Origin of the sequence: Streptococcus sp. 20925_1_77 (genome assembly GCF_041432125.1) — a bacterium.
Lineage (GTDB): Bacteria > Bacillota > Bacilli > Lactobacillales > Streptococcaceae > Streptococcus.
In genome coordinates this window covers 49474-73383 of sequence record NZ_JAPVZB010000013.1, presented here as the reverse complement: position 1 = coordinate 73383, position 23910 = coordinate 49474, and the positions used below count along the sequence as shown (strand labels likewise).

Annotated in this window: 22 protein-coding genes; 17 read left to right on the top strand and 5 right to left on the bottom strand. The window is 44.6% G+C overall.

Annotated elements, in window-relative coordinates; all coding sequences use genetic code 11:
• Positions 1-64: 64 nt before the first annotated feature.
• From O3626_RS07775 to O3626_RS07710, 14 genes are all read left to right on the top strand, one after another.
• Positions 65-421, top strand: a complete 357-nt coding sequence (locus O3626_RS07775) for a helicase BlpT (RefSeq protein ID WP_371496252.1) — start codon at positions 65-67, stop codon at positions 419-421.
• A 274-nt stretch (positions 422-695) separates the two neighbouring features.
• On the top strand, positions 696-1631 hold the full coding sequence (gene msrB, locus O3626_RS07770) for a peptide-methionine (R)-S-oxide reductase MsrB (protein WP_371496250.1): 936 nt from the start codon (positions 696-698) through the stop codon (positions 1629-1631).
• A gap of 431 nt (positions 1632-2062) precedes the next feature.
• Entirely contained in the window at positions 2063-3406 is a 1344-nt protein-coding gene (locus O3626_RS07765; RefSeq protein WP_371496248.1) for a CapA family protein, read from the top strand.
• A gap of 3 nt (positions 3407-3409) precedes the next feature.
• On the top strand, positions 3410-5074 hold the full coding sequence (locus O3626_RS07760) for a hypothetical protein (RefSeq protein ID WP_371496246.1): 1665 nt from the start codon (positions 3410-3412) through the stop codon (positions 5072-5074).
• A 23-nt stretch (positions 5075-5097) separates the two neighbouring features.
• Positions 5098-5814: a DUF554 domain-containing protein gene (locus tag O3626_RS07755; RefSeq protein ID WP_315377365.1), complete on the top strand. Its 717-nt coding sequence runs from the start codon at positions 5098-5100 to the stop codon at positions 5812-5814.
• Between the two features lie 442 nt (positions 5815-6256).
• Positions 6257-6835 (top strand): HD family hydrolase, encoded by a 579-nt coding sequence (locus tag O3626_RS07750; protein WP_371496254.1) that lies wholly within the window; start codon positions 6257-6259, stop codon positions 6833-6835.
• A 136-nt stretch (positions 6836-6971) separates the two neighbouring features.
• Complete coding sequence (locus tag O3626_RS07745) at positions 6972-7820, top strand: Cof-type HAD-IIB family hydrolase (RefSeq protein WP_254727466.1); 849 nt, start codon at positions 6972-6974, stop codon at positions 7818-7820.
• Complete coding sequence (locus O3626_RS07740) at positions 7821-8453, top strand: SGNH/GDSL hydrolase family protein (protein WP_371496243.1); 633 nt, start codon at positions 7821-7823, stop codon at positions 8451-8453.
• Between the two features lie 154 nt (positions 8454-8607).
• Complete coding sequence (locus O3626_RS07735; protein ID WP_371496241.1) at positions 8608-9003, top strand: CopY/TcrY family copper transport repressor; 396 nt, start codon at positions 8608-8610, stop codon at positions 9001-9003.
• A gap of 18 nt (positions 9004-9021) precedes the next feature.
• Positions 9022-9393, top strand: a complete 372-nt coding sequence (locus tag O3626_RS07730) for a cupredoxin domain-containing protein (RefSeq protein ID WP_024056338.1) — start codon at positions 9022-9024, stop codon at positions 9391-9393.
• Between the two features lie 10 nt (positions 9394-9403).
• Positions 9404-11626 carry a heavy metal translocating P-type ATPase gene (locus O3626_RS07725; protein WP_371496239.1) on the top strand — a complete coding sequence of 741 codons (2223 nt, stop codon included), beginning with the start codon at positions 9404-9406 and terminating at the stop codon, positions 11624-11626.
• Between the two features lie 352 nt (positions 11627-11978).
• The gene (spxB, locus tag O3626_RS07720; protein WP_150906538.1) at positions 11979-13754 is read left to right on the top strand and encodes a pyruvate oxidase; all 1776 of its coding nucleotides are present in this window, start codon (positions 11979-11981) and stop codon (positions 13752-13754) included.
• A gap of 109 nt (positions 13755-13863) precedes the next feature.
• Positions 13864-14211 carry a VOC family protein gene (locus tag O3626_RS07715; RefSeq protein WP_003008740.1) on the top strand — a complete coding sequence of 116 codons (348 nt, stop codon included), beginning with the start codon at positions 13864-13866 and terminating at the stop codon, positions 14209-14211.
• Positions 14212-14419: 208 nt separating this feature from the next.
• Positions 14420-15859 carry a 6-phospho-beta-glucosidase gene (locus tag O3626_RS07710; RefSeq protein ID WP_371496236.1) on the top strand — a complete coding sequence of 480 codons (1440 nt, stop codon included), beginning with the start codon at positions 14420-14422 and terminating at the stop codon, positions 15857-15859.
• A 126-nt stretch (positions 15860-15985) separates the two neighbouring features.
• Here O3626_RS07710 and O3626_RS07705 read toward each other — a convergent pair whose 3' ends face one another.
• A complete protein-coding gene (locus O3626_RS07705; RefSeq protein ID WP_371496234.1) occupies positions 15986-16519 on the bottom strand; it encodes a hypothetical protein in 534 nt (177 codons plus the stop codon).
• A gap of 203 nt (positions 16520-16722) precedes the next feature.
• Here O3626_RS07705 and O3626_RS07700 point away from each other — a divergent pair, with 203 nt between their 5' ends.
• Both O3626_RS07700 and O3626_RS07695 read left to right on the top strand, forming a co-directional pair.
• The gene (locus O3626_RS07700) at positions 16723-17412 is read left to right on the top strand and encodes a response regulator transcription factor (protein WP_070586883.1); all 690 of its coding nucleotides are present in this window, start codon (positions 16723-16725) and stop codon (positions 17410-17412) included.
• The gene (locus O3626_RS07695; RefSeq protein WP_150906529.1) at positions 17412-18299 is read left to right on the top strand and encodes a sensor histidine kinase KdpD; all 888 of its coding nucleotides are present in this window, start codon (positions 17412-17414) and stop codon (positions 18297-18299) included. Before O3626_RS07700 ends, O3626_RS07695 begins: the two co-directional genes overlap by 1 nt.
• Positions 18300-18319: 20 nt before the next feature.
• Here O3626_RS07695 and O3626_RS07690 read toward each other — a convergent pair whose 3' ends face one another.
• The 4 genes from O3626_RS07690 to pabB all read right to left on the bottom strand — a co-directional run bounded on the left by O3626_RS07690 (position 18320) and on the right by pabB (position 22665).
• The gene (locus tag O3626_RS07690) at positions 18320-19072 is read right to left on the bottom strand and encodes an ABC transporter permease (protein ID WP_006595651.1); all 753 of its coding nucleotides are present in this window, start codon (positions 19070-19072) and stop codon (positions 18320-18322) included.
• A 57-nt stretch (positions 19073-19129) separates the two neighbouring features.
• The gene (locus O3626_RS07685) at positions 19130-20038 is read right to left on the bottom strand and encodes an ABC transporter ATP-binding protein (protein ID WP_070505273.1); all 909 of its coding nucleotides are present in this window, start codon (positions 20036-20038) and stop codon (positions 19130-19132) included.
• A 285-nt stretch (positions 20039-20323) separates the two neighbouring features.
• Positions 20324-20938: an alpha/beta fold hydrolase gene (locus tag O3626_RS07680; protein WP_371496230.1), complete on the bottom strand. Its 615-nt coding sequence runs from the start codon at positions 20936-20938 to the stop codon at positions 20324-20326.
• Positions 20938-22665: an aminodeoxychorismate synthase component I gene (pabB, locus tag O3626_RS07675; RefSeq protein WP_371496228.1), complete on the bottom strand. Its 1728-nt coding sequence runs from the start codon at positions 22663-22665 to the stop codon at positions 20938-20940. Before pabB ends, O3626_RS07680 begins: the two co-directional genes overlap by 1 nt.
• Positions 22666-22783: 118 nt before the next feature.
• Between pabB and O3626_RS07670 the strand changes: the two genes are divergently transcribed.
• Complete coding sequence (locus tag O3626_RS07670; RefSeq protein WP_371496226.1) at positions 22784-23839, top strand: acyltransferase family protein; 1056 nt, start codon at positions 22784-22786, stop codon at positions 23837-23839.
• Positions 23840-23910: the final 71 nt, after the last annotated feature.

Sequence of the window (23910 nt, the reverse complement as noted above, 5' to 3'; positions counted from 1 at the left end):
CCCAACCTCATTCTGTTCCTAGTTTTAGGAATTTTCCATTTTTATAGAGAGAAAAAGGTGTACAATGGAGGTGAAAAGGAAGGTGATTTATATGGAAGAAAGGGATGTGATTCAAGAAGCAAGAACGACGATCAGCCTTCTTCAAACAGCCTTTTCTAAGGGATTCACCCCCAGTTTAGATGCCCTTCGATTTCGAGAAAATCTAGATCAGATGTTGAAAGGTTTACGAAAGGCTAGGCGGGTAGACAATCGTCTGTTGATGGAGTTGGAAAAGTTTTATCAGACCGCCAGTCTATTGATTGGTCTGGGTGGGTTAGCTTTGAACGAAGAGGCCTTTCAAGCTTGGCGAACTTATGATCACTGGCATTACGAGGTTGTGAAGCCTCAGTTACAGGTCTATGGACCGACTGTGGTTTTGTAGTTGAATCTAGCTTTGTGTTTGTCCACAGATATTCAGAGGAGGTGTTGGTCATGATAGTCCTTCATGATTTACTACATCAGTTAACCCTATCATTTTGGAACTTCTATTACTCGCTCTTTTTCTTATTTGAAAAATAAGAAGGATTGAATCCCTTTTACATATAGTAGAAGGGATTTTTGATGCAGAATCCTTGAAAATCTGAGGCTCTTGGATTATGATGGAGCTAATAGTAAGAAGCGTTCCTTGTGGGGAATGCAGGAAGCGAGGAGAAAAGATGGCAGAGATTTATCTAGCAGGTGGCTGTTTTTGGGGCTTAGAGGAATATTTTTCACGGATCCTCGGTGTAGAAGAGACGACGGTGGGCTATGCCAATGGCCAGGTAGAAACGACCAATTACCAACTGATCAAGGAAACGGATCATGCAGAGACCGTTCAGGTCATCTACGATCCAAATAAAATCACCCTACGAGCGATTCTGCTCTACTATTTCCGGGTGATCGATCCCTTGTCCATTAACAAGCAGGGAAATGATCGAGGCCGCCAATATCGAACCGGTGTCTATTATACAAACGAGGCAGATCGTGAAGTGATCGCCCAAGTGTTTGCGGAAGAAGAGAAGCAACTAGGCCGCAAAATTGCGGTTGAGTTGGAACCCTTGCGCCACTATATCCTAGCTGAGGATTACCACCAAGACTACCTCAAGAAGAATCCTGGAGGCTATTGCCACATCGATGTGACGGATGCTGAGCAACCCTTGATTGATCCGGCAGCCTATCAGAAGCCAGATCAAGAAACCTTAAAGGCGAAACTGACAGCAGAACAGTACCAAGTCACTCAGGAGAGTGCGACGGAACGTCCGTTCCACAATGCCTATGATCAGACCTTTGAAGAGGGCATCTATGTGGATATTACGACTGGTGAGCCTCTCTTCTTTGCCAAGGATAAGTTTGCGTCTGGCTGTGGCTGGCCAAGTTTCTCTCGTCCCATTGCCAAAGATGTTGTCCAATATTACCAGGACCATAGCCACGGGATGGAGCGGATCGAAGTTCGTTCCCGCTCAGGCAATGCCCATCTAGGACATGTCTTCACAGATGGACCAAAAGACCAAGGAGGTCTTCGCTATTGTATCAATTCGGCCTCTCTGCGCTTTATTCCAAAAGATGAAATGGAGCAAGAAGGTTATGGATATTTGTTAAAAGCTTTGAGATAAGAGGGTCTTTCTAGTAGATCGAAAAACGGAGTTAATGATGAAAAAAAGAAATTTGTGGCTAACAATTTTTGCGCTTTCGGCTATGGTGACTCTGATTGGGTTAGGATTTACTGCCTATAATCATTTTGTATTCCATCAACCTTTTATGAATCGGACGACAAAAGGGTTGTTTTCGGCCTTTTTCCTAAGTCTTGTCATGGTTGCAATTAGCTTGTCCAAATCAAACGATAAAAAGTGATGATCGATCATTTATATGAATTAATCAACTGTGCAGGAGCAGGACAAAGAAGCGGTTCTAAACAATAGCGCTTCTGTCCTGCTCTCTTTTTTCTCTTCTTAAAAATTGTGATACAATGAAGAGAAAGTATTTCAATGACAGCTCAATATGTCGGCGGATCATTGGAGAAACTAGGTACGAAGAAGAGGTAGGAATGTTAGAGAAGTGGGAGAGTGTGAAAGGAACCATCAAAACGATGGGAAAAGAACTATCGGCGGCCTTTGACTGGGCTTTTGATCGTCTTTTTTCAAGGATTCAGCTGACCAATGAACAGTTTGTCTATGTGCTCTTGTCAGTCGTTTTTATCGTGGCCAATGCTATCTTGTGGGTGCAAAAGTTCCAAGGCTTTCCGATCACCGCAACCGAACGGCCAGAGGTTGTGTACAAGGCCAAGACACCGGCTGATCAGATTCCTCATACAGCTCGGATCATGGCCAATGGAGATCAGCTCTACCATGATTTGGTCTATATGAGCGCACAAAAAGAAGATGGGACCTATGATTTTCATGAAAATTATGAGTATGTCAAACCCTGGCTACAAAAGGCGGATCTGGCCTTGGGAGATTTTGAGGGAACCATTAACCCGAATTATTATTTGTCAGGTTATCCCCTCTTTAATGCGCCGAGCGAAGTCGTACCAGCCATCAAGGATGCTGGTTATGATGTCATGGATTTGGGACACAACCATATCTTGGATTCAGGTCTAGAAGGGGTCTATTCGACAGCCAAGGCCTTTGAAGATGCAGGCATCACACCTGTCGGTGTCTACACGCATGAAAAGAGAGGCCAGGCCCCCTTGGTGATCAAGGAAGTGAATGGCATCAAGATTGCTATTCTAGCCTACGCATACGGCTTTAATGGAATGGAAACGACCCTTACTCCAGAGGAGCAAGCAGATGTCTTGTCTGATCTGGATGAAGAGCGGATGAAGGCGGAGATCCAAAAGGCAGAGCAAGAGGCCGATATCACCATTGTCATGCCCCAGATGGGAATCGAGTACCAGTTGGAGCCGACAGAAGAGCAAAAAGAGCTCTACCACAAGATGGTTTCTTGGGGAGCTGATATTGTCTTTGGCGGGCATCCCCATGTTGTAGAGCCTGCTGAAGTGGTCAATAAAGATGGTCAAAACAAGCTCATCATCTACTCAATGGGGAATTTCCTGTCCAATCAGCGTCTGGAAACGATGGGAGATGTGGAGACTGCTCAATGGACAGAGCGAGGGGTCTTGATGGATGTGACCGTTGAAAAGGTTGGTCGCAAGACACGGATTAAGACGGCTACTGCTCATCCAACCTGGGTCAGTCGGACTCCGAAGGGCACCTATTCTCCTGAAGGCTATGACTTGTACAAGTACCAGACCTATATTTTGGAAGATTTTATCCAGGGTGGCAAATACCGCGACAAGCTGGATGAGGAGACCAAGGAGAGAGTGGACACGGCTTACCGAGAAATGAAGGAACATGTTCACTTGGACTGGCCTCAGAGTGGAAAGGAATAGAGCATGGAAGGAAATGTGAACTGGATCCCGCTTGGGATCCTAGGACTGATCGTGGTGATTTGGGCAACCAAATTTCTTACGGCTATCCGCCTCAAGCAAAAGCTGAAGAAGGCTTGGGATGGAGCGCCTTTCTTTCGCAAGAAAGACACAGAAGAAAGTTTGATAGATAGTCTGGCTTATCCAGCTAAGGGACAGACGATCGACAGCCAAGTGGATGATCAGACCTGGCATGATTTGGCTTTAGATGCGGTCTTTGATCAGCTCAACTATACCCAATCGAGCCTTGGAGCAGAGGCTCTCTATCAAAAAATGCGCCTGCTGGAATTCCAGCCTCAGGACCAGCTTCATGACTTAGAAGCCTTCTTTGAAGAGTATCCTGATTTGCGCCTCAAGGTCCAGGTCATTTTCAACCAACTGGGCAAGAAGAACCACAACATGGCGCGAAGTATTGTCGCAAATCCCGGCAAGCATTATGCAGGTTTGCCCCTCTATCTAGCCTTGGCCTGTCTTCCTATTGTCTGTCTCTTTGCCATCCCCTTTGAGCCAGTCGGGGCCATTACCCTCTTGGTGATCAGTGTGATCTTTAATATCGTCTTTTCGAGTTTGCGCAATTTGTCCAATAAAATCCGTCTGGACAATGTTAGCTATTTGGTCCGCATCTTTGCTTCGGCAGAACGCTTGAGCCATCTAGCCTTGCCACAACAAGAAGAACTTAAGCAGGCAGTCAAACCCTTTAAGAAAACGCGGATCCTTGCCAGTGTCTTGCAGAGTCCAACGGGGACTTCTGAGATGGAAATTATTCTCCTCTACCTCAACGACCTCTTTTTACTCCCGCAGATCGCTAAGGTTTATATTTACAATCAGGTGAAAGCTCATCAAAAAGAGGCCCAGAAGCTTCTGGATCTGCTAGGGGAGATGGAAGTTGCTATTAGCCTCTTGCGCCACAAGCGGGATATAGAAGTGGTCTGCCAGCCAGTCTTTACGGAAACGGGTGGCATTGAGGGAGAGACGCTCTATCATCCCTTGCTGTCCAATCCGATTGCGAATGATGTGCATTTTCAAAAAAATATGGTCATCAGTGGGGACAATGCTTCTGGGAAATCGACCTATTTGAAAACTGTCGCCATCAATGCCATTCTGGCTCAAGGCTTAGGTTTTGCCTATGGAGAAACATTGGCCCTTCCTTACGGTCATGTTCTAACGGCTATGGATGTGAGCGATGATATTGAAGTTGGAGATAGTTACTTCATCACTGAGAGCAAAGCTATTTTGCGTATGATTCAGCATTTGAAAGAGCCAGGTTTTCACTACTTCTTTATTGACGAGCTCTTTAAGGGGACCAATACCATCGAGCGGATCGGATCAGGACTTGGGATTGTCCGCTGGCTGGCTGCCCAAAACTGCCTCTACATGATTTCCAGCCATGATATTGAACTTGTCGCGGCCTCTGGTGAGGTCAATGATAATTACCATTTTGACAGTCGCTATGTGGACGGCAAGATCGTCTTTGACTACCAGATCAAGTCAGGATCAGCCGTAACCAAGAATGCGGTCAATACTCTAGAAAGCTTGCATTATCCAGAGGAGATTACGCAAACAGCCAAGGACTTGATTGACCAGTATGAAGAGACGGGGCACTGGTCTTTGAAAGAAATTGAAAAAGAATGAAAAATGAACGAAGGAGTTTGTAAATGATCGGTTTAGGGACCTTTTATAATGCCTTAGGAGTTGTATTTGGTGGGCTTTTAGGACTGCTCATTGGTCAACGTTTTTCAGAAGATTTTCATGAGACCCTTCTGAAAGTGACAGGAGTTGCTGTTTTTGTCTTGGGCATCGCAGGGACCTTGGAAAAGATGCTGGTGGTGCATGGAAGTCATGTGGAGAGTCACGGCAGTATGATGTTGATTCTGAGTCTAGTAATCGGGACCGTTATCGGGGAACTCTTGAAGATTGAGGAGGGTTTTGAGCGTCTGGGAACCTGGCTGAAGGAAAAGACGGGCAACCAAGGCGATTCCAGCTTTGTTGATGCCTTTATGACCACGGCCTTGACCATTTGTATCGGGGCTATGGCGGTAGTCGGAGCAGTCCAGGATGGCTTGACAGGCGACACCTCGACCTTGTTGGCCAAGGCTATTCTGGATATGGTCATTGTTCTGGTTTTGACCGTTTCGAAAGGAAAGGGTGCCATTTTTGCGGTGGTTCCACTCGTGATCTTTCAGGGGGCGATTACGCTGTTGGCCCATTTGATCGCACCGATCATGACCCCACAAGCGCTGTCGAATCTCTCACTAGTCGGCTCCAGCCTCATTCTCTGTGTTGGGATCAACCTCATCTGGGGCAAACGAATCAAGGTCGCCAACCTCCTTCCAGCAGTGTTGATTGCCATTATTTGGGCTTTTGTTGGGTGAAAAATAGAAGCTAAGCAGTAAAGACTGGTTAGCTTTTTTTAAAATTCACATGAGGCAAGAAACTACAAAAATCAAGGTGTCAGTGGAAATAGATTGCAGACTTTTTTACATAAAACAATTTAAGTGATCCTAAAAAAAATTAAAATGATATATACTATTAGGCTCATTCAAATACTCACTGAAACTTTCCGCCGTGAGAAAAGTGCCTGAAACATAATTGTTTCAGGCACTCGGGAGTTTTGAAACTTTAGGTTCAAAACTAAGTCATGGAACTTCTTTGAAGTTCGCTGACGTCCGTACTCACCTAAGGAAAGTTTCTAAGATGATTTTGTATCCAATCTGAATTATTTTCTTTTTCTTTTGCAAATACGGGAATTCATTTATGGAAAACCTGATTTTTGGTATGATAGTCGTAATTTCGAATCGGGAGGTTGGTGTCGCCATGAGTGATTTGAATCAGACAGTTGAATTTATTAAAGAAATCGAGAAATTAAAGTCAGTAACAAGGTTTAATAAAACCCTTGATGGACGGTTTGAAAATAGTGCCGAGCATTCTTGGCAGGGTGCGGTAGCTGCGATGGTTTTTCAAGATTATTATCCTGAAAAATTGAATATGGAAAAGGTCATGTTTCTGTTATTGATTCATGATTTAGGTGAGATTTATGCCGGAGATACTTGGGTGTTTGATGATGAAAAAAAGGTTCATGCTCATGATAGAGAGCTAGCATCTATAGAAAAAACAATGAGCCTCCTTCCAGAAGCAACCTATTTGAATATGAAAAATTCGTGGTTGGAGTTTGAAAAAGGGCAGAGTCCTGAGGCAAGATATGCAAGAGTGATTGATGCGTTGGTACCACTGATCAATCACTTGGAAGTGTCTGAAGTAAATTATAATCCCGATCATATCCGTTCAGAGATGGTATTGGAAAAGAAAAAATTTATAAAAAGTGAGTCCAAAGCGTTATGGAAACTGACAGAAGAGTTGGTTCAGGAAAGTGTAGAAAAGGGATTATATTTATGATATCACTTGGTCTTTAGTAGCAACTTTCAAACTAAAAGTAAACCACCTGTTTTCACGGGTGGTTTTGACTTGCTTGATCTGTGGTATAATGGGAACAGATAGTTTGCACCCTATGAAAGGGAAAAGGTTAGATTGTATGATTAAGTTGATTGCAACAGATATGGATGGTACCTTATTAGATGAGCGAGGAGAGGTGGACCTTCCGCGTCTGGAAAGACTTTTGGACCACTTGGATCAAAAAGGGATTCGCTTTGTCATTGCGACGGGAAATGAAATCCATCGCATGCGCCAGCTCTTGGGTCCTTTGGTCAAGCGGGTGACCCTGGTCGTCGCCAACGGAGCTCGGATTTTTGAGAATGACCAGATGGTTCTAGGAAAATTCTGGGATCGGGAATTGGTGGAGGCGGTTCTTGCTTATTTTAAGGGCCGGGAAATTTCAGATCAATTGGTTGTATCAGCTGTCAATGGTGGCTTTGTCAAGGAAGGCACGGTCTTTACAGAAGTTGAAAAATTCATGCAGCCGGAAGTGATTGAAGCCTTGTACAAGCGGATGAAGTTTGTTCCGGAATTGACAGCCGATTTGTTTGACCAGGTGCTTAAAATGAGCTTGGTGGTTGGCTTGGATCGTCTTGATCAAGTGAGTCAGGAAGTCCAACAGGCTTTTGGAGATCAGCTGATGGCGGTTTCGAGCGGTTTCGGCAGCATGGATCTCTTACAAGCAGGTATTCACAAGGCTTGGGGACTGGCTCAATTAATGGAGAAATGGCAGCTTGATGCTAGTCAGGTTATGGCCTTTGGGGATAGCGGAAACGACATCGAAATGCTTGAAATGGCTGGTCACTCCTATGCGGTGGCCAATGCAGAAGAAGCTGTCAAGGCTGTTGCCAAACACCTAGCACCGAGCCATCAAGAAGGCGGTGTCTACCAAGTGATCGAAGAGTATCTAGGACTGACCCCCTGGGAACAAGTGAAAGGAAAGAAGTAGATGGCGGTACAACTGTTAGAAGACTGGCTCTTAAAGGAGCAGGAGAAAATTTTAACAACCTACCGGGAGCTCAATCAAGAGCCTCTGAAGGAGCCTGGTTTGATCTTTATCGGAGACTCCATCGTAGAGTATTTCCCCATTCATGAACTATTACAAAGTCCCAAACACATGGTCAATCGAGGAGTACGAGGCTATAAGACGGATCTCCTTCGTAAGCATCTAGACGCCCATGTTTTTGGAACGGCGGTGGATCAGATCTTTCTCTTGCTCGGGACCAATGATATCGGAAAAGAAATTCCTCAAAAGGAAACCTTAGACAATGTAGAAGCGGTCTTACAAGCGATCATGCGAGATTTTCCGCTGAGCCACATCAACCTGATCTCGGTTCTACCGGTGAGTCAAGAAGAGCGCTACAAACAAAAGGTCTATGTGCGGACCAATGATAAAATTCAAGCCCTCAATCAGGCTTATCAAGAATTGGCCCAAGCCTACCACCAGGTCAGCTATGTCGATGTGTATTCGTCTTTATTGGATGAAGTGGGGCAGTTAGCAGAAGCCTATACGACAGATGGCCTCCATCTAAGTGTGGCCGGGTATCGCATCCTAGCCCAAGCTCTGCAGGAGATAGTATAGAGATAAAAATAGGGAGTGAAAAAAGCCCAATCAGACAGATCTTCAAAGGAAGATTTGTTTTTTTTTTTTTTTAATTTTTTTGTTGACAAATGTAAATCTTAGGTGTAAAATAACATCATAAGGTTTACGAATGTAGATCGTGAAAGGAGGAGCCATGCAAATTTCTAATGCGGAATGGCGCATCATGAAGATTATCTGGATGGAAGGCAAGCAGACCAGCACGGATTTGATCGCCGTCTTGTCCGAGCGCTTTGACTGGTCGAAGTCGACGATTAAGACTCTCTTGACCCGCTTGGTGGAGAAAGGATGTTTGACTAGAGAAAAATCAGGCAAAGCCTTTGTTTACTCGGCTTTGTTGAAGCAGGACCAGGGTTTAGACTTGGTGGTTCAGGATGTGAAAGACAAGGTTTGCTCAAAAAGAATTGTCCAGGTGCTTGAAAACTTGATTCAGGAGAGTGACTTTACGCTTGCAGATCTTAATCAGCTGCAGCAGGTCCTCGAAGAAAAGAAAGCAGAGGCTGTCGAAACAGTCCCTTGCAATTGTATGTAATAGAAAGAAGGAAATTCCATGTTTGGATTGTTGATTAGTATTGTTTGTTTACTTTTGGTTGCTTTTATTGCTTGGTGGTTCTTTGCAGAGCATGAAAAGGTAAGCGGCCACGCTCGTCAGAAATCAGGTTATCAAGAAATTGAAGTCGAAGTCATGGGGGGCTATTCGCCTGAAACCATTGTCCTGAAAAAGAATGTTCCAGCCCGGATCATCTTTAATCGCAAGGATCCATCTTCATGTCTGGCTCAAGTGATCTTTCCAGATTTTGGCGTTCATGAAGATTTGCCTTTAGGTGAAAAACATGTCATTGAAATTACGCCAGAAAAAGCGGGCGAATATGGGTATTCATGTGGAATGAACATGATGCATGGTCAAATGATTGTGGAATAAAGGAGTAGGTATGGTAGAAAAACAAAAAGCAGTTGTGGAAAACGGAGTGCAAAAGATCCGTATTACAGCAGAAAAGGGCTATAGTCCCAAAGAATTTCAACTTCAAAAAGGGATCCCTGCTGAAATCACCTTCCATCGGGTCAATCCTTCCGGCTGTTATAAGGAAATTTTGTTTGAAGATCAGGGGATTTTAGAGCCTTTGGAAGTCGGTGTGGATAAGGTGATATCCTTTACCCCGACAGAAACAGGGGACTTTGAGTTTTCATGTGGAATGAAGATGCAAAAGGGTTCCTACACGGTTGTGGAAAAACGCCGTCGTGTCTTAAGTTTACGGGATCGCTTTTGGATTACTAGTATCTTTACCCTTCCTTTATTGATCTTGATGATTGGGATGTGGGCAGGATTTGTCTCCCATCCAGTCAGTCGCTGGGGGACTTTTCTAGCGACAACGCCGATCATGTTGGTAGCAGGAGTACCTTTTATCAAGAGTGCCTGGGCCTCATTTAAGAAGCACCATTCCAATATGGATACCTTGGTAGCTCTTGGAACCCTGGTAGCCTATGTCTATAGTGTATTTGCCCTTTTTACTGGTCAGCCAGTATACTTTGAGGCTGCGGGTTTTATCATCTTCTTTATCCTCTTAGGGCAAATCTTTGAAGAACGGATGCGTAACAATGCCTCCGAGGCTGTGGAAAAGTTGTTGGATTTGCAGGCAAAAACGGCTCAAGTTCTCCGTGATGGGAACTATGTCGAGGTGGCGGCAGAAGATATCCAAATTGGTGACTTGATTCGGGTCCGTCCTGGGGAAAAGATCGCGGTTGATGGGACGATTGTAGAAGGAAGTACGACCATTGATGAGTCGATGGTGACAGGTGAAAGCTTGCCTGTGGAAAAATCAGTTGGTGATGCAGTGATCGGCTCCACTATCAACAGCAATGGGACCATTCTCTTTAAGGCTGAAAAAGTCGGTAGTGAGACCCTCTTATCTCAAATTGTGGACTTTGTCAAAATGGCCCAATCCAGTCGTGCTCCTATTCAAGATTTGACGGATAAGATTTCAGGTATCTTTGTTCCAGTGGTGACGATTTTGGCCATTGCGACTTTCTGGGTTTGGTCCGTGCTTCTGGGCGCGTCGCTTCAAGAGGCCATGCTCTATGCAGTCTCTGTCCTCATTATTGCCTGTCCTTGTGCCCTTGGTTTAGCAACCCCAACAGCCCTGATGGTCGGAACCGGCCGTAGTGCCAAGATGGGGGTTCTGATTAAAAATGGAACAGTTCTTCAAGAAGTGCAAAAGATTCAAACCGTTGTATTTGATAAGACAGGGACTATTACCATTGGCCAACCACTTGTAACCGATGTTGTAGGAGATGAAGCGCGTGTCTTGACACTGGCTGCTAGTCTTGAAACTTTTTCAGAACATCCACTAGCCCAAGCGGTGTTATCCCAAGCAGAAGAAAAAGGTTTGGTGTTATCCCCTGTGGAAAACTTCCAAGCGATTGAAGGAAAAGGGGTCCAAGGTCAGATCGACCAGCAGTTGGTGACCTTGGGAAATGGCAAACTTCATGACGGGACAGCGATGGATCCGGAGCTTGAAAAACGGATGGTAGAGTTGCAAGAGCAGGCCAAAACAGTGATCAGTTTGTCTGTGGATGGGCAAGTGATTGGCTTGATTGCCATTCAAGATGCTCCGAAGGCCAGCTCAAAAGAAGCGATCAAAAAGCTCAAAGAACGGGGCTTGAAAACGGTCATGTTAACGGGGGATAATGAACGGGTGGCCCAAGCTATTGCTAAGCAAGTGGGAATTGACACCGTCATTGCTGATGTCCTTCCTCAAGAAAAAGCTAGCGCCATCCAAAAACTGCAAGAAGCTAGCAAGGTCGCCTTTGTTGGAGATGGGATCAATGATGCTCCAGCTCTCTCGATCGCGGATGTGGGGATCGCTATGGGGTCTGGAACGGATATTGCGATCGAGTCCGGTGGCATCGTGCTCACGCAAAATGATTTGCTTGGCGTTGTGCGCGCCTTTGACATGAGTCAAAAGACCTTCCGCAGGATTTTACTCAATCTCTTCTGGGCCTCTATCTACAATCTCCTTGGGCTTCCAATTGCTGCTGGAGTCTTTGTAGGACTGGGATTGACCCTCAATCCAGAACTAGCAGGTCTTGCCATGGCCCTTAGTTCTTTGTCTGTTTTGATTAGCTCGCTGCTTCTCAATGTTGCGAAAATTGATTAAATGAAACAAAAAGTGATACAGAATTTTGTATCACTTTTTTTCTCTTTTCCTTAGAGCGACGAGGGAAAAAGGATAGATAAAGATTTATAGTAAAATATCCTATTCTACTATAGTTTGTGAAATTTTCTCAAAAAAGAGCATCTGTTATGTAATAGGGATTGAGCATCTCTGAGCAGATTCTTATACATGTGAATCTCTTTGTGATAAATTAATACTGTAATCGTTTTGTAAATCGTTTTCATGAGAAATGTCAGAAAAAACTCATTTTCAAAACGAAACCTGATCGCAAAGATGAAGTAGAAGCGCTATGCTGCATTTTAAGGGATCAAAATAGAATTAAAGGAGAGTTAGAATGACTCAAGGGAAAATTACTGCATCTGCAGCAATGCTTAATGTATTGAAAACATGGGGCGTAGATACGATCTACGGTATCCCATCTGGAACACTTAGCTCACTTATGGACGCTTTGGCTGAAGACAAAGATATCCGTTTCTTGCAAGTTCGTCACGAAGAAACTGGTGCTCTTGCAGCGGTTATGCAAGCTAAATTTGGTGGCTCTATCGGGGTTGCAGTTGGTTCAGGTGGACCTGGTGCGACTCACTTGATCAACGGTGTTTACGATGCAGCTATGGATAACACTCCATTCCTTGCCATTCTTGGATCACGTCCAAACAACGAGCTGAACATGGATGCCTTCCAAGAATTGAACCAAAACCCAATGTACAACGGTATCGCTGTTTACAACAAACGTGTAGCTTACGCAGAACAATTGCCAAAAGTAATCGATGAAGCTTGCCGTGCTGCCGTTTCTAAAAAAGGTCCAGCCGTTGTTGAAATCCCCGTAAACTTTGGATTCCAAGAAATCGACGAAAACTCTTACTATGGATCAGGTTCTTATGAACGTCGCTTTATCGCTCCTGCCTTGAACGAAGTGGAAATCGATAAAGCTGTTGAAATCTTGAACAATGCGGAACGTCCAGTGATCTACGCTGGTTTCGGTGGTGTTGGTGCTGGTGATGTGATCACTGAATTGTCTCGTAAGATCAAAGCACCAATTATTACAACTGGTAAAAACTTTGAAGCCTTCGAATGGGACTACGAAGGGTTGACAGGTTCTGCTTACCGTGTTGGTTGGAAGCCAGCCAACGAAGTTGTCTTTGAAGCAGACACAGTTCTTTTCCTTGGTTCAAACTTCCCATTTGCTGAAGTTTACGAAGCATTCAAGAACACTGAAAAATTCATCCAAGTGGATATTGACCCTTACAAACTTGGTAAACGCCATGCTCTTGACGCTTCCATCCTTGGTGATGCAGGTCAAGCAGCGAAAGCAATCCTTGATAAAGTGAATCCAGTTGAGTCTACTCCATGGTGGCGTGCAAACGTGAAGAACAACCAAAACTGGCGTGATTACATGAACAAACTCGAAGGTAAAACTGAGGGTGAATTGCAATTGTATCAAGTTTACAATGCAATCAACAAACATGCTGATCAAGACGCTATCTACTCAATCGACGTCGGTGACACTACTCAAACATCTACTCGTCACCTTCACATGACACCTAAGAACATGTGGCGTACATCTCCACTCTTTGCGACAATGGGTATTGCCCTTCCTGGTGGTATCGCTGCTAAGAAAGACAATCCAGATCGCCAAGTATGGAACATCATGGGTGACGGTGCATTCAACATGTGCTACCCAGACGTTATCACAAACGTTCAATACGACCTTCCAGTTATCAATGTTGTCTTCTCAAATGGTAAATATGCCTTCATCAAGGACAAATACGAAGACACAAACAAACACTTGTTTGGTTGTGACTTCCCTAATGCTGACTATGCGAAAATCGCTGAAGCGCAAGGTGCTGTAGGATTCACTGTAAACCGTATCGAAGCCATCGACGCAGTCGTTGCTGAAGCTGTTAAATTGAACAAAGAAGGTAAAACTGTTGTTATCGATGCTCGCATCACTCAAGACCGTCCACTTCCAGTAGAAGTACTTGAGTTGGATCCAAAACAACACTCAGAAGAAGCGATCAAAGCCTTCAAGGAAAAATACGAAGCAGAAGAACTCGTACCATTCCGCCTCTTCTTGGAAGAAGAAGGATTGCAATCACGCGCAATCAAATAATTCCTCTCGTGGAAAATCAAATGTAAACATTGTAGATTTTATGCTTTGATTTTCATAGAGAGAAACTTAAAAGACCGGGGGAATCCGGTCTTTTTGTGGAGGATAGTAAATGAATTTAAATCAATTAGATATCATCGTTTCAAATATTCCCCAGGTCTGTGCTGACTTGGAGCATATTTTGGATAAAAAAGCCGATTATGTTGACGACAGTTTTGCTCAGTTCACGATTGGCAGTCACTGTCTCATGTTGTCTCAAAATCATTTGGTTCCTTTGGAAAACTTTCAGTCAGGAATCATTCTTCATATCGAGGTTGAGGATGTAGACCAGAACTACAAACGGTTGAAAGAGCTTGGTATCCAAGTTTTAAACGGTCCAGTTGTAACCGATTGGGGAACCGAAAGCCTGCTAGTTGAAGGCCCAGCTGGTTTAGTGATTGATTTTTATCGTATGAAATAGGAGGCGTGGTCATTTAACGTCAACCTTAGCTATTCTTAAAACAGAATGTGAGAAAATGAACTATTGAAAGATCGGAGCAATCCAGTCTTTTTTATGTTCCAAAGTGTATGAGTTACCTTAGAATAGGTTTAGTTTTCCATAAGATCTTGTAGGATTTTTTGGAAAGAGAAGGGTATAATAGAACTATCAAATCAAGTGAGGTAGAGAGATGACCGATAAACTTCAATTTCCAGATGGTTTCCTTTGGGGTGGGGCGACGGCTGCTAACCAGTGTGAGGGAGCGTATAATGAAGACGGCCGTGGCTTGGCCAATGTGGATGTGGTACCGATTGGTCCTGATCGTCATGCCATTATTACGGGTCAGAAAAAGATGTTCGACTTTGAAGAGGGCTATTTTTATCCGGCTAAAGATGGCATTGATATGTACCATCGCTACAAGGAAGACATTGCGCTCTTTGGGGAAATGGGCTTTAAAACCTATCGCTTGTCCATTGCCTGGTCTCGGATCTTCCCTAAAGGAGATGAACTAGAGCCAAATGAAGCGGGTCTACAGTTCTATGAAGACCTCTTTAATGAGTGCCACAAGTATGGCATTGAGCCCTTGGTGACCATTACCCATTTTGACTGTCCCATGCATTTGATTACCGAGTATGGAGGTTGGCGCAGTCGCAAGATGTTGGAATGTTATGAACGTCTCTGCCGAACTCTCTTCACTCGCTACAAGGGCTTGGTCAAATACTGGCTAACTTTTAATGAGATCAATATGATCCTTCATGCGCCTTTTATGGGAGCAGGTCTCTGCTTTGAAGAAGGGGAGAATGAGGAGCAGGTCAAATACCAGGCGGCTCACCATGAGTTGGTTGCTTCAGCCATTGCCACCAAGCTTGCCCATGAAATTGATCCGAACAACAAGGTCGGCTGTATGTTGGCAGCTGGGCCAAACTATCCGCATACCTGTGCTCCGCGAGATGTCTGGGCTAGTCTAGAAGAAGACCGCAAGAACTATTTCTTCATCGATGTGCAGGCGCGTGGGGAATACCCTAACTATGCTAAGAAAGAGTGGGAACGTCAGGGAATCACGGTTGAGATGACCGAGCAGGATTTGCAGTTGTTGAAAGAACACACGGTAGACTTTATTTCCTTCTCCTACTATGCTAGTCGGGTTGCTTCGGGCGATCCAGCTGAAAACGAAAAAACAGCGGGCAATATCTTTGCCTCTCTGAAGAACCCCTACCTAGAAAGCTCGGAATGGGGTTGGCAGATTGATCCTCTTGGTCTCCGTATTACTCTTAATACCATCTGGGATCGTTATCAAAAGCCCATGTTTATCGTGGAAAATGGACTTGGGGCAGTTGATACACCAAATGAAGCAGGGGAGATTGAGGATGATTACCGGATTGACTACCTGGCTGCCCATGTCAAGGCCATGCGAGATGCCATTAACAAAGATGGTGTTGTCCTCTGGGGCTATACGACTTGGGGCTGTATTGACCTGGTCTCTGCCGGGACTGGAGAAATGAAGAAGCGCTACGGCTTCATCTATGTTGATCGGGACAACGAAGGCAAGGGGACCCTAGCTCGCTCACGTAAGAAATCCTTCTATTGGTACAAAGAAGTCATTGCGACCAATGGTGCATCTGTTAAATAAAAGTCTCCTCTAGAGCTAAACTATCTTCTGGATGACTCTCTGGCAGCAAGCTAAAAAGCTTAGAATTCTAACCACAAGTTGGGGTCCTAAGCTTTTTGTATGTAGTCAAGGCAAGTCCTTACTGATTTACTGGTCGTAGTCTAAGACATTGTTTTCGATGACAAACTTAGATTCAGCGGAAATGTTGGCTTCTCCTAGTTGCAACTGCGAACTTCCGTCTGGTTTCATGATGTGCCACTGACCGTCCTTGTGGGCAAAGATAGCCTGAAATGTGACGTTATCACTCTTGTCTCGAATAGGTAGAACAAATGCTTGATCAGTATTCTCTAATAGAATCTCTTCTTTTTTTTCAAAGTTATAGATATAAAATTGCCCAGTTCTTTGTCCCAAACCATGGAGTTCATCGACTTTTTGCCAATTCTCAAACTTATTCCGAACAAGGGATTCATTATAAATCTTGTTGAAGGTTTCGTTGCGTTTCTTCGTTTCTTCCTCGTCTAGTGTTTTCTGAAACTCTGCAACCTTTTTAGTCGTTTGAATGGTTTGTCTGTTTTGCTCCCTGATTTGCTGGCGGTGGATGACTCGCATCATTCTTGCAGCAACGCCCAGGATGACAAGGATGGATACAAGACTGATTTTAGTTTTAGCATGATTTTTCATAGATGAGTCTCCCTATTGTGTCATTGGTCCTATTATACCCTTTGAAAGAAAAGATCGTCAAGTTCATCTTGTGATGATCTAACATGCAGATCTAGCTGGGTACAATAGAATTTTATCAGATTTTCATTGACGAAGGTCCCTTTATTTGATAGGCTAGGGGAATAGAACTGATTTCGCAAGAAAAGAAAAAAGGAGCGAGGCAAGTGACACGGATTTTATTAATCGAGGATAATAATGATATCCAAGAAATTTTATACAGTCTCTTAAGTGAAGATCATGAGGTCCTTCAGGCTTTTTCAGGTACAGAAGGGCTGCGGCTCTTCCAGCAAGAAGCCGTTGATTTGGTCCTTCTGGATATCATGCTTCCAGGGAAAAATGGGGATCAGGTCCTTGAGGAGATCCGTTTGCAGAGTCAGACACCGGTTATCATGATGACCGCTCTGGGAGACAAACACCTCATTAGCCAGTATCTCCTTGCAGGTGCCAATGATTATATTGTCAAGCCCTTTAATCTGGACGAAGTGGCGGCTCGGGTGACGGTGCAGTTGAGAAATCAACCGACGGTAGCACAGGAATCTCAAGCGTCGCAAAAGCGATCCTTTAAGAATTTGGTCTTAAATCCAGAAACCTTTGAACTGGAGTCCGGCGAACAGACGCTTCGATTGGGCAAAAAAGAATTTCAAATTTTTGAGACCTTGCTGGCGCATCCAAAGAAGATTTTCACCAAAGAAGAATTGTATGAAGCTGTCTGGGAAGAAGTCTATCTGCCTGGAGACAATACCCTCAATGCCCAATTAAGCAATCTTCGAAAGAAAATTGCCCAGCTTGACCCAGATGAGGACTATATTGAAACGGTCTGGGGCTTGGGTGTTCGCTTGAAAGGAGACAAGTAATGTGGGTTTTAGTTCTAATTCTTGTCGTCCTTGTCCTTCTCTTGGGACTGGGCTACCTTCGCCTACTCTCTGCTCTCAAAGATTTGCAGGAGCAGATTCAACAGAAGCTCCAAAATGGGAGTGGAGTACGGTTAACGTCACGTGTTTCAAAAAAAGAATTGGTCGCCTTGACCAAGCAGGTCAGTGATCTCTTTGATCAGATCGAGCGGACCAATCGGATTGCCTTTCAAGAGAAAAAGACCTTGGATATGGCCATTAGTAATATTGCCCACGATATCCGGACGCCTTTGACCATTGCATCGGGCTATACCCAACAAATCATCAAGGGTGGGACGCAGGAAGAGGAAAAGCTGAAGAAAATTGCTTCCAATCTTCAAGTCGTCTCAAAACGCCTGGAATCTCTCTTGGAATACAGACGCTTGATGGAGGGAGCCATTCAGCCTCGGATTTCAGACGTCGATCTCAGCCAAGTCCTGACTCAGCAGTTGTTCCAGTATTATGACAGCCTGTCTGAGGCGGGGATTGCCTTAGAGGTAGAGCTAGAAGAGCATCTTCATTATGCTACGGATCCAGAGCTCTGGGAGCGCCTCTTGCAAAATATGCTCAGCAATGTCCTCAAGCATGGAAAGGAGCAGGCCCGTTTGACCTTGACCTCAGACGCGGACACGATTCGGGTCGAGCTGCGCAATATTGTGCAACAACCGATCCAGCACTTAGACCAATTGGCTAGTCGATTCTACTCTGAAAATCTCTCGGATACAGAGGAGTCTTCTGGCTTGGGTCTCTACATTATTCAAAATTTTGTAGAGATCTTAGGGGGAGACTTGCAACTGGCAACGGAGGCAGACTGGTTTATCTTGACCATTACACTAAGAAAAAAGGCTTGAGCACTGCTCAAGTCTTTTTGTTATAAATCTTTGTGTTTAAAAGTAGCCAGTCCTAGGAAGCCGAAAACAAGGATGAATCCAAGGGCGATCGAGAGGGTGTTGGTTGTTGCTGTTGTGCTCTGTACCATGGAATATTGGAATTCCAAGTTTAGATAGTGGAGAATATCAATATCTTTAAGGAAGAGCGCAGGAAGGCTTAAGAGGATATTTCCAATGAAGTAGCCAACGAAGGCCAAGGTGATGGATTGGCTGGCATAAAGAAGGAAGGAAATGATGCTGACCCAAGCCAAGGTGGAAAGGAACTGAATCAGCACGGTCAGTCCAAAATGAGCCAAGAAGTGCTCTGGCATGGTGCCAAGTCCATTGTAGAGCGTCGCGATCAAGAAGACGAGACCATAAGAAACAAGAAATTGGAAGAGAGCAATGGTCAGAACAACGGCGCTTTTGGCAAAGTAGTAACTGGTGCGAGAAACGCCATAGGCCAGACTATTCTTGTATAAGTTTTGCGTTAAGTCTGTTCCCAGGACCAAGGTGATGACAATAATGGTAAAGAGGATGGTCACACTGATGCTGGAAGAGTAGTTGGTCAAAGCTTTAAAGCCTGTCCAAACTTCGGTCGCTTGGGGCAATTTGGATTCCGTATTGACGCCGACGTGGCCAGTAGCTCCAAAGATGACTCCAGACAGGATGTTGAGAACGAGAATGGCTTCTGTAATCCAAAAACCTTTGGAGCGAAAAAGTCTGTAAAAATCTGCTTGAATGGTATGCAACATGATAAATCTCCTAAATGAAATATGTGGGATAGGTAATAGAGGAAGACGGTGATTGGACTAGTCTACCAAGTCCGTAAAGAATTTTTCCAGATCTTGGCGGGCATAGTAGATTTCGTCCACGTCAATATCGGCTTGAACGAGGGCTTTGACAATGACTTTAATATCGTGAGTCTGTCCGAAGATATGGATTTCTCCATCCTTATCGATGACCTTGATGCGGTGATGGAGTTGATCCTGAATCAGTTGACTCGCAAGGGCTAGCTGGCTAGTCTTGAGGATGATGTAGTCTTCTCCTTGTTCTTCGAATTCAGCCTTGCTAATTTCTTTGATCAGGCGTCCTTGGTCGACAATACCAAAGCGATTGGCAACCAGATAGAGTTCGGAGAGGATGTGACTGGAAATGAGGATGGTCATGCCGAGTTCATCATTGAGGCGTTTGATCATCTGACGGAATTCCTTGATTCCGACTGGATCAAGGCCATTGATGGGTTCGTCCAGAATAAGGAAATCTGGCTTAGCAATGAGAGCAATCGCAATTCCCAACCGTTGTTTCATTCCTAGTGAGAAGTCACGGAATTTCTTCTTACCCGTATTATTCAGGCCAACATAGTTCAGGGTTTCTTTGATGACCTGGTCGGGATTGGGGATATGGCGAGCCTTGCAATAGTAGACCAGGTTTTGATAAGCGGTCATATGCTTATGGGCCACGGGACTCTCAATGACGGATCCAACCCGTTTAAGCGCTTGGGTCCACTGGGAGCGATTTGTAGAAGCAAAGAGAGAGACGCTTCCATCAGTTTCTTGAATCAGCTGGGTGATGACCTTGATGAGGGTGGTTTTCCCTGCACCATTTTTGCCGATCAGGCCGTAGACGTCGCCTTTGCGAATGGTGAGATTCACATCATTTAAGGCGTATTGATGACCAAATTTTTTACTCAAATGGGAAATTTCTAATACTTTTTCCATGGTTTTCTCCTTCGTCCAAATGACTAGTTGTTTTCTTTACACTCTTAGTATACAGCTTGCTTTTCAAATAACTATCAAGCAATTCTCAAATATTTCTAAAAAAAGAGAGTGGGACAGAAATCGGTAATTCGTTAGAATTCGATTTCGTCGTCCCACCTCCGCACAGTTGAGTAGGGCTGTAAAAGCTGATGAAATCAGCATAGTAGAGCCCACTCAACCACTGCGTCTTGCTCGACAATCCAAAAATAATTGAGAGGCTAGGACTTTTGTCCCAGCCTCTTCATTTTAAAACCCAGCAACAAACTCCTTGATGGCTTGGGCCAGTTCATAGGGTTTCTCGGTATTGAGTAGATGACCTCCGTCTGCGATTTCTTGATAGTGGCCTTTTGGCAGGAGCTTGGCCAATTTTTTAGAAGAAGATTGATTGGCCCAATCTCTGCTACCACAAACAACCAAGCTAGGGAGAGGGCAAGCTTTAACGGTATCGGTTAAATTCATCCCTTTTAATTCGGTCAAGATTTGAAGCATCTGTTGTTTATTGGCATCTTGCTTTTCAAAGACATGCTTGGGAAGTAGACGAAAGAGAAGGATCTGGAGCCGATAGAGGGGATTGGTGTTGAGTTTGTATTGAGTTCCCGCAAGGACCAAGCCCTTGAGTTGCGGGAAGTCTTGTCTGGAGAGATCAAGAGCGAGCACGCCACCTAGTGAGAGTCCTACCAGAATAAAGGGTTCGCTTTCTTGCTGGAGGCGCTCCGTCAACCTTTCTTTGACTTCCTGATAGCTTTCTTTTGGATGGGAGAAAATATCAAAAGTTTTGGAGTGCAAGGGTGAAAGTGCAAATTGGACTCCTTGCCAAGAGAGGACATCTTGCCCTAGTCCATGTAAAAAAATCAGTTTCATCAGGAATCCTTTCTTTGAAAATCGAGTTCGTAGAGACCACGAAGAGCATTGCAGGCATAAATACGATCAGCGTCTGTTAAATCGTTCAGAGTTAAGAGTTTTTCTTCCACCTGCTGGGTCTCAAGAAGATGACGCCGATAAATGCCATCGAGTAAGGGGAGGTGAGCTGGTGGGGTATAGAGCTTGCCGTCAATCTCAAGGATGAGATTGCCAATCGTCGTCTCTAGCAAGGTTCCGTCTGGCAGATGGAAAATTTGCTCGTGATCTGACTGGTTGAGATGGTCTCTCTGACTCGTTTTGAAATAAGTAAATGGCGTCGCTAAATCAAGCTTCTGCTCTGTCAGTTGGGCCTGTAGATAGCTAGCGGGCAAGTCGGTCAGCTCCGTGATCTCTAGGTGGAAGGTCCCGTTTTTTTGCAAGGCAATCCGACAACGATAGTCAAGGTTGAGATCTAAATGAGCGAGTTCTTCTTGAAGTTCTTTCAGGAGTTTGGGCTCATCATAAGGATAGGCAAAGTAGCAACTAGCTTCTCTCAAGCGTGTTACATGTTGGTCGAGGAAAGTCAACTCTCCTTGGTGGATGCGGCCAGTTGTCAGGAGCTCAAAGCGAGGTTCTTGCCGGTAGAGGACAGCTGATTTTTGCTTGGTTTCCTGGTATTCACCTTCCCATTGACTGTCCCAAGTGATGCCTCCTCCCACGCCATAGATGGCTTGATTCCCCTGCATTTGAAGGGTCCGGATGGCTACATTAAAAATCCGTTTCCCTTTTGGAAGAAGGATGCCGATCGTTCCACAGTAGACACCTCGAGGAGCCTTCTCTGTCTTGTGGATGATTTCCATAGTGGAGATCTTCGGTGCTCCTGTAATCGAGCCACAAGGAAAGAGAGCTCGGAAGGTTTGGACCAGGTCGACCTCAGCTTGTAAGCGACTTTCAATGGTCGAGGTCATCTGCCAAACAGTGGAGTATTGCTCGACTTGGCAAAGACGGGTCACCTGCTCACTTCCAATCTCCGAAATCCGGTTCATGTCATTGCGGAGGAGGTCGACGATCATCATGTTTTCTGCTCTATTTTTTGGATCGGCTTCTAGCCAAGCAGCCTCCTGAAGATCCTTTTGGTTAGTGAGACCACGGCGCGTCGTTCCCTTCATAGGGCGCGTGGTCAGTAGCCGGTCGTCTTGCTCAAAAAAGAGCTCAGGACTGATAGAGAGGATGGAGACATCATCGTGCTGGATGAAGGCATTGTAATGGGCCTTTTGCTCTACCACCAAGCGATTATAGATGGCCAAAGGATCAGACTTTAGCTCTTGAGAAAGCTGGACGGTGTAGTTGACCTGGTAGGTATCTCCCTGGCGGATATGGTGATGGATGGTCTCGATAGCTTCTTGATAAGCAGGTTCCTCTACCTCTTCCTTCCAATTGGCTGGAAGATCCACAGCTTCATAGTCCTCTGGATAAGGAAGGGTTTCGACCTCCTCGTGGATCGTAAAATAGAGGAGATACTCTCCCATGAGAGGAGCTGGATGGACAGCAAACTTCTTCTCAAAAGCAGGAGCAGCCTCATAGCTGACATAGCCAACAGCATAAAAGCCTTGCTCCTGGTAGGCTTCGACTTCTCTAAGAAGATCCTCTACCTGGTCGAGGTTTCTAGTTTTTAATTCCTTTATGGGCTTGGTGAAAAGGTATCGCAATCCAAGCTCTTTAAAATCAATAATGGTTTGTTTATGCATGCTTTGAGTATATCAAAAATAGAGGAAAAAAGGTAGATAAGGATGTAAGATTCCTTGCTTGGCCTTCCCTTTCATGCTAAAATAACCATAGAAACTGCTTTGGGCAAGGAGTAGGACTATGCAAAAGAATCCCCTCTATAACACCTCTAGTATCAGCTTTTTTCAATACCTCTTTGCGATTGCAGTGATTTTGGTGCATAGTGGTCGCTTGACCTCTTATGAGCCACTGCATTTTGGTCTCAAGAGTATGCTCGGCCGGCTAGCGGTGCCATTTTTTATCGTCTGTGCCAGCTTTTTCCTCAAACACTCCCTAGGGAATTCTAAGAAAATGAAGGCCTATCTGGTCAAAATCGTAAAAAACTATTTGTTTTGGAGTTTCGTTTACCTCCCTTATGCCTGGCTCTTTTTCTCTAGTCTCCATCTTCCTGTTTATCTCTTTCCAGCAGGAATCTTGATTGCTCTGGTCTACCTGGGGATGTGCTACCAACTCTGGTATATCCCAGCCTTTTTGCTGGGCTTGTTTTTGGTCAATCAATTAGTCAAACGTTTGGGCATGGTTTGGGCAGGGGTGATCACCTTGCTCCTCTATTGCTGGGGCTTGATCGAGACCTATTCGGCTTACCTGGACACCACGAGTCTTCTAAAAGGCTACCAGCTCTATAGCAACCTATTTTTCACAGCGCGAAATGGTCTCTTCTATACGCCTATTTTTATCTTTATGGGATATTATCTGTATGATCATTTTGATTCACCAAGCTTTAGGGTTCACCGTTGGCAAAAAGTAGCTCTTGCCTTTGGAATCTTCTGTTTAGAAGGTATGATCATTTTTCGAAATGAAGGAATCGATAAGAACTTTTTCTTTCTCCTTCCTTTTGTGACGGTCTATTTGGTCAATGCTTGCCTGCGATCGTCTTTTCTAAAAACCTATGATCTACAGTATTTAAAACAGATGAGTATGGCCCTTTACTTTTCCCATCCTATCTTTATCGAGTTGGCGCGCTATGGCTTTCGAACTCTCCCTCTTTCTTATCCCGATAGGGGCAAGCTGATTTTTGTGGTGGCCTTGTTTGGAAGCCATCTCTTTGGAGTGGCCATGCTGTGGGTACGAGATAGAAGGGAAAAACAAAAGATTCCTTCAAATGGTGAAGAGTTAGATGAAATAACCAACCAATAGTAGGATGTACAAACCTCAAACAGTTGTGTTTGAGGTTTTTTGTATGGACAAATTAAGGGGGATAAGGATTG

Bases quoted from the DNA above. Each gene is read 5' to 3' on its own strand.
- O3626_RS07775 (WP_371496252.1), top strand. From the start codon at position 65: ATGGAGGTGAAAAGGAAGGTGATTTATATGGAAGAAAGGGATGTGATT.
- msrB (WP_371496250.1), top strand. From the start codon at position 696: ATGGCAGAGATTTATCTAGCAGGTGGCTGTTTTTGGGGCTTAGAGGAA.
- O3626_RS07765 (WP_371496248.1), top strand. From the start codon at position 2,063: ATGTTAGAGAAGTGGGAGAGTGTGAAAGGAACCATCAAAACGATGGGA.
- O3626_RS07760 (WP_371496246.1), top strand. From the start codon at position 3,410: ATGGAAGGAAATGTGAACTGGATCCCGCTTGGGATCCTAGGACTGATC.
- O3626_RS07755 (WP_315377365.1), top strand. From the start codon at position 5,098: ATGATCGGTTTAGGGACCTTTTATAATGCCTTAGGAGTTGTATTTGGT.
- O3626_RS07750 (WP_371496254.1), top strand. From the start codon at position 6,257: ATGAGTGATTTGAATCAGACAGTTGAATTTATTAAAGAAATCGAGAAA.
- O3626_RS07745 (WP_254727466.1), top strand. From the start codon at position 6,972: ATGATTAAGTTGATTGCAACAGATATGGATGGTACCTTATTAGATGAG.
- O3626_RS07740 (WP_371496243.1), top strand. From the start codon at position 7,821: ATGGCGGTACAACTGTTAGAAGACTGGCTCTTAAAGGAGCAGGAGAAA.
- O3626_RS07735 (WP_371496241.1), top strand. From the start codon at position 8,608: ATGCAAATTTCTAATGCGGAATGGCGCATCATGAAGATTATCTGGATG.
- O3626_RS07730 (WP_024056338.1), top strand. From the start codon at position 9,022: ATGTTTGGATTGTTGATTAGTATTGTTTGTTTACTTTTGGTTGCTTTT.
- O3626_RS07725 (WP_371496239.1), top strand. From the start codon at position 9,404: ATGGTAGAAAAACAAAAAGCAGTTGTGGAAAACGGAGTGCAAAAGATC.
- spxB (WP_150906538.1), top strand. From the start codon at position 11,979: ATGACTCAAGGGAAAATTACTGCATCTGCAGCAATGCTTAATGTATTG.
- O3626_RS07715 (WP_003008740.1), top strand. From the start codon at position 13,864: ATGAATTTAAATCAATTAGATATCATCGTTTCAAATATTCCCCAGGTC.
- O3626_RS07710 (WP_371496236.1), top strand. From the start codon at position 14,420: ATGACCGATAAACTTCAATTTCCAGATGGTTTCCTTTGGGGTGGGGCG.
- O3626_RS07705 (WP_371496234.1), bottom strand. From the start codon at position 16,519: ATGAAAAATCATGCTAAAACTAAAATCAGTCTTGTATCCATCCTTGTC.
- O3626_RS07695 (WP_150906529.1), top strand. From the start codon at position 17,412: ATGTGGGTTTTAGTTCTAATTCTTGTCGTCCTTGTCCTTCTCTTGGGA.
- O3626_RS07690 (WP_006595651.1), bottom strand. From the start codon at position 19,072: ATGTTGCATACCATTCAAGCAGATTTTTACAGACTTTTTCGCTCCAAA.
- O3626_RS07685 (WP_070505273.1), bottom strand. From the start codon at position 20,038: ATGGAAAAAGTATTAGAAATTTCCCATTTGAGTAAAAAATTTGGTCAT.
- O3626_RS07680 (WP_371496230.1), bottom strand. From the start codon at position 20,938: ATGAAACTGATTTTTTTACATGGACTAGGGCAAGATGTCCTCTCTTGG.
- pabB (WP_371496228.1), bottom strand. From the start codon at position 22,665: ATGCATAAACAAACCATTATTGATTTTAAAGAGCTTGGATTGCGATAC.
- O3626_RS07670 (WP_371496226.1), top strand. From the start codon at position 22,784: ATGCAAAAGAATCCCCTCTATAACACCTCTAGTATCAGCTTTTTTCAA.